11 protein-coding genes are annotated in these 12,421 nt (G+C 69.4%); 8 read left to right on the plus strand and 3 right to left on the minus strand.

Translation table 11 applies throughout. The features are described 5' to 3' along the window. Positions 1-2: 2 nt before the first annotated feature. Together Q8S40_RS05175 and Q8S40_RS05180 are read right to left on the minus strand one after the other, a co-directional pair. A complete protein-coding gene (locus Q8S40_RS05175) occupies positions 3-626 on the minus strand; it encodes an isochorismatase family protein (protein WP_371136806.1) in 624 nt (207 codons plus the stop codon). Then, positions 623-1,822: an NAD(P)/FAD-dependent oxidoreductase gene (locus tag Q8S40_RS05180; RefSeq protein WP_305669546.1), complete on the minus strand. Its 1,200-nt coding sequence runs from the start codon at positions 1,820-1,822 to the stop codon at positions 623-625. The genes Q8S40_RS05175 and Q8S40_RS05180 overlap by 4 nt, the downstream gene beginning before the upstream one ends. A 95-nt stretch (positions 1,823-1,917) precedes the next feature. On the opposite strand from Q8S40_RS05180, the gene Q8S40_RS05185 reads away from it, so the two are divergent. The 3 genes from Q8S40_RS05185 to Q8S40_RS05195 all read left to right on the plus strand — a co-directional run bounded on the left by Q8S40_RS05185 (position 1,918) and on the right by Q8S40_RS05195 (position 5,421). Beyond that, on the plus strand, positions 1,918-2,736 hold the full coding sequence (locus Q8S40_RS05185; protein WP_305669547.1) for a S49 family peptidase: 819 nt from the start codon (positions 1,918-1,920) through the stop codon (positions 2,734-2,736). A gap of 534 nt (positions 2,737-3,270) precedes the next feature. Continuing rightward, positions 3,271-4,554 (plus strand): nitrogen regulation protein NR(II), encoded by a 1,284-nt coding sequence (locus tag Q8S40_RS05190; protein ID WP_305669548.1) that lies wholly within the window; start codon positions 3,271-3,273, stop codon positions 4,552-4,554. Between the two features lie 162 nt (positions 4,555-4,716). Continuing rightward, positions 4,717-5,421: an alpha/beta fold hydrolase gene (locus Q8S40_RS05195; protein WP_305669549.1), complete on the plus strand. Its 705-nt coding sequence runs from the start codon at positions 4,717-4,719 to the stop codon at positions 5,419-5,421. Here Q8S40_RS05195 and Q8S40_RS05200 read toward each other — a convergent pair. After that, positions 5,406-5,810 (minus strand): ketosteroid isomerase-related protein, encoded by a 405-nt coding sequence (locus Q8S40_RS05200; RefSeq protein WP_305669550.1) that lies wholly within the window; start codon positions 5,808-5,810, stop codon positions 5,406-5,408. The two genes, Q8S40_RS05195 and Q8S40_RS05200, sit on opposite strands and share 16 nt — an antisense overlap. 83 nt (positions 5,811-5,893) lie before the next feature. Here Q8S40_RS05200 and Q8S40_RS05205 point away from each other — a divergent pair, with 83 nt between their 5' ends. From Q8S40_RS05205 to ppdK, 5 genes are all read left to right on the plus strand, one after another. Then, positions 5,894-6,778, plus strand: coding sequence for a glycine--tRNA ligase subunit alpha (locus Q8S40_RS05205; protein ID WP_304814082.1), 885 nt, complete (start codon positions 5,894-5,896; stop codon positions 6,776-6,778). A 52-nt stretch (positions 6,779-6,830) separates the two neighbouring features. Continuing rightward, positions 6,831-7,094 carry a type II toxin-antitoxin system VapB family antitoxin gene (locus Q8S40_RS05210; RefSeq protein ID WP_304814081.1) on the plus strand — a complete coding sequence of 88 codons (264 nt, stop codon included), beginning with the start codon at positions 6,831-6,833 and terminating at the stop codon, positions 7,092-7,094. Continuing rightward, positions 7,091-7,480 carry a type II toxin-antitoxin system VapC family toxin gene (locus tag Q8S40_RS05215; protein ID WP_305669551.1) on the plus strand — a complete coding sequence of 130 codons (390 nt, stop codon included), beginning with the start codon at positions 7,091-7,093 and terminating at the stop codon, positions 7,478-7,480. The genes Q8S40_RS05210 and Q8S40_RS05215 overlap by 4 nt, the downstream gene beginning before the upstream one ends. Beyond that, complete coding sequence (glyS, locus tag Q8S40_RS05220) at positions 7,480-9,621, plus strand: glycine--tRNA ligase subunit beta (protein ID WP_305669552.1); 2,142 nt, start codon at positions 7,480-7,482, stop codon at positions 9,619-9,621. Before Q8S40_RS05215 ends, glyS begins: the two co-directional genes overlap by 1 nt. A 66-nt stretch (positions 9,622-9,687) precedes the next feature. After that, entirely contained in the window at positions 9,688-12,360 is a 2,673-nt protein-coding gene (gene ppdK, locus Q8S40_RS05225; protein ID WP_304814078.1) for a pyruvate, phosphate dikinase, read from the plus strand. Positions 12,361-12,421: the final 61 nt, after the last annotated feature.

Below are 12,421 nucleotides of genomic sequence, written 5' to 3' on the forward strand. Positions count from 1 at the left end.
CGTCAGCCGGCCGCTTTCTCGATCTCGGCGCGGGTCTTCAGATCCGCGTATTTCTGGCCCATGTCGAACAGGTTGGCCTCATGCGGGCCGAGCGCGCGGTCGCCGACGCAATCCGTCGCGACGATGGTGCGGAAATTGTGCTGCAGGCTGTCCACCACCGTCGCCCGCACGCAGCCGGAGGTCGTGCAGCCCGCCACAACCACCGTATCCGCGCCCTGGAAGCGCAGCCAGCTGGCCAGGTTGGTATCGAAGAAACCGCTGGCGCCCTGCTTGCGGACGATATGCTCCCCGGCACGCGGCGCCAGTTCCGGCACGATCTGCGACAGTGGCGAGGCCTCCGTCAGCTTCAGCAGGGACGGCGCCTTCAGGGTGAAGACGCCGGCATCGGAGCCATCCTCGGCATAGACCACGCGGGTATGCGCCACAGGCCAGCGGTGGCGGCGCGCGAAGGCCAGCAGATGCACCGTCTGTTCGATGGCGGGCGCGATGTTGCCGCCGCCGAAATGCGCCGGGTCGGCGAAGCCCACCACGAAATCCACGATCACCAGCGCCGGGCGGTTCCCCATGCCGGCGGCCTGGCCCATGCCCTGGCGGTGATAGATCTCGGCCTCGGGATGCCCGCTCATGCCACCGTCTCCAGGTCTGCCAGGGATTGGATCATCGAGGAGCGCAGCAGATAGGCGCGGTGCCGGGCCGGGTCGGCGACGGTGGCGCGCAGCTCGTCGTGGAAGGCGCTGCGGGCGGCGGGGTCGCGCTGGTTGAGGATCTGCCGGTTCCGCAGCGCCTGCTGCTGCACGACATCGAGCGCCACCTTGCGGCGCTGGCGGCCGTAGCGGCCCATGGTCTCCAGCGGCGCGCCGCGCCAGACCGCGGCCAGCTTCTCCGCCAGGTTGAAGGCATCATGGATGCCGCCATTCATGCCCATGCCGCCGAGCGGGTTGTTGATGTGGGCGGCATCGCCGGCCAGGAAGACGCGGCCATGGACGTATTCGTCCACCACGCGCTCATGCACCCGGTAGCCGGTGCGGTGCACCACCTCATACCCCTTCGGGTTCGGCACCACCGCCTGCAGCCGCGCCTCCATCCGCGCCGGCGCCGTCATCGCCTCGTCCGTTTCATTCGGATCGGTCGGGAACAGCACGCGCCAGAGCGAGGCGGTGCGCAGCAGTACGAACCATTCCTCCGGGTCCGAGATGTAGCAGATGTCGGCGAGGTCGGGGATCGCCTCATGGAAGGGGAAGGTGGTGGACAGCGACAGGAAGATTTCGGGAATCGTCTGGCCGCGGAACTCCGTGCCGACCGCGCGCCGCACCGCGCTGCGCGCACCATCGGCGCCGATCAGGTAGGACCCGGCCAGCCTTTCCGTGCTGCCATCCATGCGCTCGATGGTCAGCGTCACGCTGTCGGCGTCCTGCGCCACATCCGCGGCGCGGGCATCGTAGATGAAGGTGACATCCGGGTTCGCCGCCATGCGGTCCCGCAGCATCTGCGTCAGCCGCCACTGCTCGCATTGCAGGCGATAGGGGTGGTTCGTATCGGCCGAGAGCACGCCCATGTCGAAAGTGGCGATCGGGCCGGTGGCGCGGTCGCGGAACTGCCAATGCGGGCAGACCAGGCCCTGTTCGATCAGGCTGTCCACCACGCCGAAGCGGCCCAGCATGTCGAGCGTCGGCGGGTGGAAGGTGGAGGCGCGCAGATCGGTCGGCAGCGCCTCGGCCTGTTCGACGATGGTGACGGGTATGCCTTCCCCCGCCAGATAGGCGGCGGCGACCATGCCGACCGGGCCGGCGCCGGCAATCAGAACGGGGAGTGGCTTGGGCATCGGTGTCTCGCTGATGTCGGCGGGACAATGGCGTGCGGGGGGCGCCCTTGGAAGGGGGCGCTTGTGTGGCTGTCGCGGCGGCGCATCTATCGGGCATGAACCTCCCCTTCCTGTCCAAGCCGCCCCGCATCGCCCTGCTGCGCCTGTCCGGTGCCATCGCCGCCCGCGGCACCAGCCCCTTCGCCGCCCAGGGCATCAGCGCCCAGGCCAGCGGCCCGCTGATCGACCGTGCCTTCGGCATGAAGCGCCTGGCGGAGGTGGCGCTGGTGATCAATTCGCCCGGCGGGTCGCCGGTGCAATCCAGCCTGGTGGCGCAGCGCATCCGCCGGCTGGCGGACAAGAAAAAGGTGAAGGTCACCGCCTATGTCGAGGATGCCGCGGCGTCGGGCGGCTATTGGCTGGCCTGCGCGGCGGATGAGATCGTGGCGGACCCCGCCAGCATCCTGGGCTCCATCGGGGTGATCAGCGCCGGCTTCGGGCTGGAGGAGGCGATCGGCCGCATCGGTGTGCAGCGGCGGATGTACACCGCAGGCACCGAGAAAAGCTTCCTCGACCCGTTCCGGCCCGAACGGCCGGAGGATGTGGCGCGGCTGGAGGCGCTGCTGGGCGAACTGCACGAGGTGTTCCGCGACTGGGTCCGCACGCGGCGCGGGGCGAGGCTGAAGGCGCCGGAGGCCGAATTGTTCAGCGGCCGCTTCTGGATCGGCCGGCGCGCGGTGGAACTCGGCCTGGCCGACCGGCTTGGGGAGGTGACGGCGGAGCTGCGCGCGCGGCATGGCGACAAGGCGCAGATCGTCCCGATCGACGCCCGCCGCCCGCCCTGGCCGCTGCGGCTATTCTCCGGCGCGGCACTGGCGGAAGGCGCGATGGCGGCGGTGGAGGACCGGGCGGCCTGGGGGCGGCTGGGGCTGTAGGCGGGTCCATTCCGTCTGCGGCGACCTGTGCCGCATTAACGTCTCGTTCACTCTTGAGTTGATCCGAGAGGAAGACAGTGGTCGCGGGCGAGACAGTCCAGGTTTTTGAGCCGGTCAGCGGGGCGCTGGACGACCGCTACAGGGTTGAGGAGACGACCCCGCCGGACGCCCTGGCCGCCACGGCCGGGACAGGTTCAAGCCAGGGACATTCGCGTGACATCTCGGAAAACACGCCGGAACAGACAGTTGGACCCGTGGCGGTGTTCCAGGACGAACGGAAGACGGTCCGGCGAAGGGTGCACCATGTACGAATCACAACAATTTGAGGCGGGCTGCTGAAGTTTATATTCTTATATCGTAACGGAGCGACGCTACTTTCGTTGCTCAACGTCTTCGGGTTTCGCCATGCGCCGGCTCATCACAGGCAATGCGGCGGGAATCGGTTCGGAAGGAGCAGGCGCCCCCGCCAGGATGGAGGCGTTGCGGGCCGCCTGCGAAGCCGAGGGCCGGTGGTGCCCAGCCGGGCAGCGACCCTTGCCGCCGCCTGCGGCCCGGCTGGTCCGGCCGCCCCAGGCCCCCCAGCCGCCCCAGGCGTTCCGGCCGCTTCAGGCCTTCCGGCCACTCCTGGCCACCCGGCCCGCCAAGCCGCCGCGGCCGAGGGCGCAGTCCTCGACACCGGGCGGGGCAAGTGGTCCGGCCGCGAACGGCAGTTCCACCGACCTCGCCCTGCAAGCCTTTTTCGACCATTCGCCCGAATGCCTGTTCCAGGTCCGCGTCACGCCGGACCGGAGCTTCGTCTATGAGGCGATCAATCCGGCCGGACTGGCCCGCGTCGGGGTCAGGCTCGAGGATGTTCGCGGCAGGACGCCGGTGCAGGTGCTGGGTGAGTCGTTCGGCGGCCTCATCACCGAGGGGCTGGAGCGCGTGCGCGCCAGCGGCCAGCCTTATGCCTATGAGCCGACCATCACCTATGGCGGCGAAACCCTGACCTATGAGGCCGTGTATCTGACGCTGCGGGGGGCGGACGGCACCGTTCAGGGCATTCTCGGCCGGGCGCTGGACATCACGCAGCGCCGGCAGCTGGAAGCCTCCCTCCTGCAGGCGCAGAAGATGGAGGCGCTGGGCCAGCTGGCGGGCGGCGTGGCGCATGACTTCAACAATGTGCTCCTGGCCATGGCGGGCTGCCTCAGGCTGCTCGGCCGCCAGACCAACGGTGCCGACGCCATGGCCCTGCTGGCCGAGGCGCATCGCAGCGTGGAACGCGGTTCCGCCCTGACCGCCCGGCTGCTGGGCTTTGCCCGGCAACAGCCGATGGCGCTGGAGCCGGTGGATGTGAACCGGTCGCTGGCGGAGATGGCGGCGCTGCTGGGCCGCACCCTGGGCCGGGGCGTGCGCGTCATCACCGTGGCGGCGGCCGATCTCTGGCTGGCCCGGGCCAACCGTAATCAACTGGAGCTCGCGATCCTGAACCTGGCGCTCAATGCGCGCGACGCCATGCCCCAGGGCGGCCAGCTGACCATCACCACGCGCAACCTTCAGGTCACCACGCCGCCGGTGCCGGGGGTGGCGCCGGGCGCGCATGTCGCCATCGATCTGGCCGATAACGGGCAGGGCATGACGGCCGAGGTGCTGGCGCGGGCGCTGGAGCCCTTCTTCACCACCAAGCCGCCGAGCCAGGGCAGCGGGCTCGGCCTCAGCATGGTCCATGGCATGCTGCGGGAGGTCGGCGGCGGCATGGAACTGGCAAGCAGCCCCGGCGCCGGAACCCGCGTGACGCTGTACCTGCCGCGGGTGCCGGAGGCCGATCCGCCGGGTTGAATGCGCCGGGCTGAAATACCGGGCCGAAATGCAGCAGCCCGAACGCTTGACCGGGCCGCGATTTTGGCCGGTTGTGCCGCCCGCAATGCATTGGATGATGATCTCGGGCATGACGTTCCCACGCTTCCCCTCCGGCCCCGCCCAGCCTCAGCGGCCAGGCGCATGAGCCTGGTTCTGCTGCCCGGCTTCATGCTGGATGCCGGGTTGTGGGACGAGATGGCGCCGCTGCTCGCCCCGCTCGGCCCGATCCACCATGGCGACCTGTTCCAGGACGATTCGATGCAGGCCATGGCGGCCCGCGTGCTGGCGCAGGCGCCGGAGCGTTTCGTCCTGATCGGCTTCTCCATGGGCGGCTTCGTGGCGCGGGAGGTGGTGCGGATGGCGCCCGCGCGCGTCCGGGCACTGGTGCTGGTCGGCACCTCCGCCCGTGGCGACAGCGCGTCCCAGCAGGCCCGCCGCCACGCCATTGCGGGCCGCGCGCCGGACCAGGCCTTCCGGGGGATGAGCCGCGCCGCCATCGCCCGCGGCCTGCACCCGGACCGCGCCGGCGACACGGCGCTGGTGGACCGGCTTCGCGGCATGGGCAACCGGCTGGGCGGCGCGGTGTTCCTGCGCCAGTCCAATCTGTCCCGCCCGGCCTTCGACACGCGCCTGGCCGAGATCACCTGCCCCACCCTGGTGGTGGCCGCGGCGCAGGATGCGCTGCGCAGCGTGGCGGAATCCGAGGAACTCGCCACCGGTATCCCCGGCGCCCGGCTGCACGTCATCGAGGGCAGCGGCCACATGATGCCGATCGAGGCGCCGGGAGAACTCGCCCGGCTGATCCTGGATTTCGTGGCTCAGCCGGTCCCTCAGGCGGAGACCTGACGGACCCATTCCGGCAGGTTGTACTGCGTGGCGATTCGGGCGATCCGGCCGTCCCGGATCGCCAGGAAGGCGCCGGCGGGCAGGGTGTAGCGCTGGCCGCGCGCCTCCGGCAGGCCGTCCTCGGTCCGCAGATACTGGCCGCGAACGGTGAATTCCACCGCGGCGCGGGTGCCGGTGGCGTCCAGCATCACCACCAGATCCTCGATCTGTTCGGAATAGGCCGCGTCCATCTGCGCCAGGAAGGCGGTGAAGGCGGGTTTGCCGGTGCGGCGGGCGCCCTGGTTCGGGTCATGGATCACGTCATCCGTCAGCAACGCCAGCATGGCGGCGCGGTCGCCGGCATTGAAGGCGGCGTAATAGGCGCGGATCAGGCGCTCGGCATCGGTCATGGCGGGGGTCCCTTGCTTGCCGGGGGAGGCGGCGCGGGGGTATTGAAACAGCCGCAACCTCCCCGGCAAGACCCGTACCCGGCATGTCCGCAAAACCCCCTTCCTTCCAGGACATCATCCTGCGCCTCCATAATTTCTGGAGCGCGCAGGGCTGCCTGATCCTGCAGCCCTACGACATGGAAGTCGGCGCCGGCACCTTCCACCCGGCGACGACGCTGCGGGCGCTGGGGTCGAAGCCCTGGTCGGCCGCCTATGTGCAGCCGTCCCGCCGGCCCTCGGACGGTCGCTATGGCGAGAATCCGAACCGGCTGCAGCACTACTACCAGTACCAGGTCATCATGAAGCCGAGCCCGGCCGATGCGCAGGATCTGCTGCTGGCCAGCTATCGCGACCTCGGCCTCGACCCGATGAAGCATGATTTCCGCTTCGTCGAGGATGACTGGGAAAGCCCGACGCTCGGCGCCTGGGGCCTGGGGTGGGAGATCTGGTGCGACGGGATGGAGGTGGGCCAGTTCACCTATTTCCAACAGGTCGGCGGCATCACCTGCGAGGTGCCGTCCTTCGAGATGACCTACGGCCTGGAACGCCTGGCGATGTTCATCCAGGACGTGGACGATGTGTACGAACTGGATTTCAACGGTGCCGTTGAAGGCAGGGGGGGCGTGAAGTACGGCGAGGTGTTCCGCCGCGCCGAGGTCGAATACAGCCACCACAACTTCACCGGCGCCGACACCGCCATGCTGTTCCAGCATTTCGCGGACGCCGAAAAGGAATGCCAGTCCCTGCTGGCCTATGACCCGCCGCTGGCCCTGCCGGCCTACGACCAATGCATCAAGGCGTCCCACCGCTTCAACCTGCTCGACGCCCGCGGCGCCATCAGCGTGACGGAACGCGCCGCCTATATCGGCCGCGTCCGGGCATTGGCAAAAGGCTGCTGCGAGGCCTGGGTCGCGGGCGAGACCGCGTGACTTTGAGGCCGTTTTCTACCATGATGCCCTGCCATTCTACCATGAGGGCGCCATGGGCCAGTTGAACATCAAGGATGATGCGCTGATCGCCGATGCGAAGGCGCTGGCGGAGCTTCTGGGCACCAGCACCACCGCGGCGCTGCGGGAGGCGGTGCAGAGCCGCCTGGCCAGCGAACGCGCGGCCAGGGAAGACAGGGCGCGCCAGCGCTACGCAGCCATCATGGCGATCGCCGACCGCGTGGCCGCGCGGACGCCGGCCCATCTCCGCACGAGCGATCACTCCGATCTCTATGATGAGAATGGCCTGCCCAAGTGATCCTCGACACCTCGGCGCTGATGGCGGTGCTCTTCAAGGAGCGGGATTTCGAGGCCTTTGGCCATGCCATGACGCAGGCTGACCATGTGGCGATATCCGCCGCGACGTTGGTGGAGGCCACCATCGTGGTGACCGGCCGTGATGGGGACCAGGGGGCTGCTGATCTGCGGGGGCTTCTGGCTGAGCTCCGCGCCGAGGTGGTGCCGGTGACGGAGCGGGCCGCCCAGGCAGCTTTTGATGGCTGGCACCGCTTCGGCAAGGGCCGCCATAAGGCCGCGCTGAATTTTGGCGATTGCTTCGCCTATGCCCTGGCGCGGGAGCGCAATGCGCCGCTGCTGTTCAAGGGCACCGATTTTTCCGAGACCGATGTGAAGGCCGCGATCTGATGCCGGAGTTTCTGCTCGAACTCTTCTCCGAGGAGATTCCGGCGCGCATGCAAGCGCGCGGTGCCGAGGATCTGGCGAAGGCCTTCGCCTCCGCCGCCGCGCCGCTGCTGGAAGGCGCGCCGAAGCCGTTCTACGGCCCGCGCCGCATCGGCCTGTCCGCCACGCTGCGCGCCGAAGTCACGACGGAAGGCAAGGAGGAACGCGGCCCACGCACCGCCGCGCCGCCGGCCGCGCTGGACGGTTTCCTCCGCAAGCACGGCGCCACGCGGGAACAGCTGGTCGAGCAGAACGGCTTCTGGGTGCTGCAGAAGCCGGGCGAGACCATCGCCGCCGCCACGCTGCTGGCGCAGGTGCTGCCCGGGTTGATCGGCGGCTTCGGTTGGCCGAAATCCATGCGCTGGAACGGCCCCTTCACCTGGGTCCGCCCGCTGCATCGCATCCTGTGCCTGCTCGACGGCGCCGTGGTGCCCTTTGCCATCGAGGCGCTGCCGGGCATGACGAGCGGCAACCTCACCGAGGGCCATCGCATCATGGCCGCGGCCGACCGCGTCTTCACCGTGACCGGCCTCGCCGATTACGAAGCCGGCCTGCGCGCCCGCTTCGTGGAGCCGGACGCCGCCGCGCGCATGGCGCTGATCGAACAGGGCCTGGCCAAGCTCGCCGCCGAACAGGGCGTCGCCGTGGTGCCTGATCGCGGGCTGCTGGAGGAGGTGGCCGGGCTGGTCGAATGGCCGGTGCCGCTGCTCGGCCGCATCGATGCCGCCTTCATGGACCTGCCGCCGGAGCTGATGCGCACCACCATGCGGGTGAACCAGCGCTACTTCTCGCTGGTCAAGCCGGATGGCGGAGCGGCGCCCTTCTTCGGGCTGGTGGCGAATATTGCCGCCACCGATGGCGGCGCGACGCTGATCGCGGGCAACGAGCGCGTGCTGCGGGCGCGCCTGTCCGATGCGCGGTTCTTCTGGGACCAGGACCGCAAGCAGCGGCTGGAGGACTTCCTGCCGAAGCTGGACTCCGTGGTGTTCCACGCGAAGCTCGGCACCCAGGGACAGCGCGTGGCGCGGCTGGAGCGGCTGGCGCGCTGGCTGGCGCCGCATGTGGGCGCCGACCCGGCATTGGCCGCCCGCGCCGCGAAGCTGGCCAAGGCGGACCTCGCCTCCGGCCTGGTCGGTGAATTCCCCGAATTGCAGGGCACCATCGGCCGCTACTACGCGCTGCACCAGGGCGAGACCACGGCGGTGGCCGAGGCGATCGGCACGCAGTACCGGCCGATGGGCCCGGGCGATGCGGTGCCGGCGGAACCTGTCGCCATCGCGGTCGCCCTGGCCGACAAGCTGGACACGCTGGCCGGCTTCTTCGCGGTCGATGAACGCCCCACCGGCTCCGGCGACCCCTTCGCGCTGCGCCGTGCGGCTCTCGGCACCATCCGCATCATCCGGGAAAACCGGCTGCGGCTGCGGTTGGAGGATGCGCTGGCCGAGGCCTTCTTCGGCTTCCCCCAGGCGCTCGGCGAAACCGCCAATCCGGAATTCGGCATGGCCGTGGCGCAGGACAAGCTGAAGACCGGCTGGCAGCCCGCCCCCCGCGGCGCCCATCCGCCGATGGTCGCCGCCTTTGCCGCCGGGCTGCTCGACTTCCTCGCCGAACGCCTCCGCGTCCAGCTGCGCGCCGAGGGTGCGCGCCACGACCTGGTCGCCGCCGCCTTCGGGCGCGGGGAGGAGGACGACCTGCTGCGCCTGTTGGCCCGCGCCGAGGCGCTGCAGGCGCTGGTGGAAGGCGCGGATGGCCCCAACCTGCTCGCCGCCGCCAAGCGCGCCGCCAACATCCTGCGAATCGAGGACAAGAAGGACGGTCCCCATGTCGGCCCGGTGGACCCGGCCTTGCTGACGGCGCCGGAGGAACAGGCGCTCGCCGCCGCGCTCGGCCAGGCCGAACCCGCCGTCGCCCAGGCCCTGGCCGCCGAAAACTTCGCCGCCGCCATGTCGGCGCTGGCCGCACTCCGCGCCCCGCTCGACGCGTTTTTCGAGAAGGTCATCGTCAACGACGCCGATCCGGCAACCCGCGCCAACCGGCTGCGCTTGCTCGCACGGCTCAGGGGCGGCATGGATACCGTCGCAGACTTTTCCAGGATCGAAGGCTGAGCCACGGCGCCCTCCCCCCACTCCCCTGGGGGCTCCGTCACAGTCCAAACAGGAGAACGCCGTTCCATGACTCAATGGGTCTACAGCTTCGGCGCCGGCCACAATGAGGGCCGCGCGGATATGCGGAATCTCCTGGGCGGCAAGGGCGCCAATTTGGCCGAGATGGCCAGCATCGGCCTGCCGGTTCCCCCCGGCTTCACCATCACCACCGAGGTCTGCACCTACTACTACGACCACGGCCAGTCCTACCCGCCGGAACTCCGCAGCGCCGTCGCCGAGGCCCTGGCCCGGGTGGAACAGGCGGTGGGCGCCAAATTCGGCGACCACCACAAGCCGCTGCTGGTCTCCGTCCGCTCCGGCGCCCGCGTCTCCATGCCCGGCATGATGGATACGGTGCTGAACCTTGGCCTGAACGACGCGACGGTGGATGGCCTGGCGGCTGCTTCGGGCGATGCGCGCTTCGCCTGGGACAGCTACCGCCGCTTCATCCAGATGTTCGGCTCCGTCGTGCTCGGCGTGGACCATCACCGCTTCGAGGAGATCATCGAGCATGTGAAGCTCGATGCCGGCGTCACCGAGGACACCGACCTCACCGCCCAGGACTGGCACCGCGTGGTTGCCGGCTACAAGGACATGGTCGAGGAAGTCATCGGCAAGCCCTTCCCGCAGGACCCGCACGCCCAGCTCTGGGCCGCGATCGGCGCCGTCTTCGGCAGCTGGATGAACCCGCGCGCCAACACCTATCGCCGCCTGCACGACATCCCCGCCAAATGGGGCACCGCCGTGAACGTCCAGGCGATGGTCTTCGGCAATATGGGCCTGGATTGCGCCACCGGCGTCTGCTTCACGCGCGACCCCTCCACCGGCGAGAATTTCTTCTACGGCGAATACCTGGTGAATGCGCAGGGCGAGGACGTGGTGGCCGGCATCCGCACGCCGCAGCCCATGGCCGAATCCCGCGCCAAGCCAGGTGAGCGCAGCATGGAAACCGTCATGCCGAAGGCTTACGCGGAACTCGTCGAAGTCCGCGCCAAGCTGGAAAAGCACTATGCGGACATGCAGGACATCGAATTCACCGTGCAGCAGAACAAGCTGTACATGCTGCAGACCCGCAACGGAAAACGCACCGCCGCCGCCAGCCTGAAGATCGCGGTCGACATGGCCCGCGAAGGGCTGATCGACCGGACGGAGGCCATCAAGCGCGTCGACCCCAAGGCGCTCGACCAGCTCCTGCACCCCACCCTCGATCCCAAGGCGCCGCGCAAGGCCTTGGCAAAAGGCCTGCCCGCCAGCCCCGGCGCGGCCTGCGGCGTTATCGTCTTCTCGGCCGATGAGGCGGAAGCCCGCGCCGCGAAGGGCGAGGCGGTCATCCTGGTCCGCATCGAGACCAGCCCCGAGGACATCCACGGCATGCACGCCGCCAAGGGCATCCTCACCACCCGCGGCGGCATGACCAGCCACGCCGCCGTGGTCGCCCGCGGCATGGGCCGGCCCTGCGTCGCCGGCGCCGGCTCCGTCACCGTGGACTATGCCGGCCAGACGCTGACCGCCGGCGGCAAGCGCCTGAACGCGGGCGAGACCATCACGCTCGATGGCGCCACCGGCGAGGTCTTCGCCGGCACCGTGCCGATGATCGAGCCGCAACTCTCCGGCGACTTCGCGACCCTGATGGAATGGGCCGATGGCGTGCGCAAGATGAAGGTGCGCGCCAACGCCGAAACCCCGCTGGATGCGGAGACCGCCCGGAAGTTCGGCGCCGAGGGCATCGGCCTCTGCCGTACCGAACACATGTTCTTCGACCCGGAGCGCATCGGCGCCGTCCGCCAGATGATCATGGCGGACACCGAGGACGGCCGCCGCGACGCCCTGTCCCGCCTGCTGCCCTTCCAGCGCGAGGATTTCCTCAAGCTGTTCCGGATCATGGCGGGGCTGCCCGTGACGATCCGCCTGCTCGACCCGCCGCTGCATGAATTCCTGCCGCACCGGGAAAGCGAGATCGCCGAAGTGGCGATCAGCCTCGGCGCCGATGTCGCCGCCATGCAGCGCCGCGCCGCCGACCTTTCGGAAGCCAACCCGATGCTCGGCCACCGCGGCTGCCGCCTCGGCCTGACCTATCCCGAAATCTACGAGATGCAGGTCCGCGCCATCTTCGAAGCGGCCATCGCCATCGCCCAGGAAACCGGCAAGGCGCCGGTGCCGGAAATCATGATCCCGCTCGTCGCGCTGCGCCGCGAGCTGGAAATCCTGCGCGCCCTGGTCGATCGCGTCGCCCAGGAAGTCTTCGCCGAGACGAAATACCACATCATCTACCAGGTCGGCACGATGATCGAACTGCCGCGCGCCGCCCTGATCGCCGACAGCATCGCCGAAGCCGCTGACTTCTTCAGCTTCGGCACCAACGACCTGACCCAGACCGTCTTCGGCCTCTCGCGCGACGACGCCGGCAAGTTCCTGCCCTTCTACGTCGAAAAGGGCATCCTGCCGAAAGACCCCTTCGTCTCCATCGACATCGACGGCGTCGGCGCCCTGGTGCAGATCGCCGCCGAAAAAGGCCGCAAGACCAAGCCGGACCTGAAACTCGGCATCTGCGGCGAACACGGCGGCGACCCGGCCTCGATCCACTTCTGCGGCTCCGTCGGCCTCGACTACGTCTCCTGCTCCCCCTACCGCGTCCCCGTCGCCCGCCTCGCCGCGGCCCAGGCGGCACTGACAGGGCAGGGTGGGGACCGGACGGCCTGAGAGGGCTGAAGTCGGCGCTGGTGATTGCAGGGAGGGCGCTGCCCTCCCTGCACCCTCCCGC

It is taken from the genome of Falsiroseomonas sp. (assembly GCF_030695085.1).
GTDB lineage: Bacteria > Pseudomonadota > Alphaproteobacteria > Acetobacterales > Acetobacteraceae > Falsiroseomonas.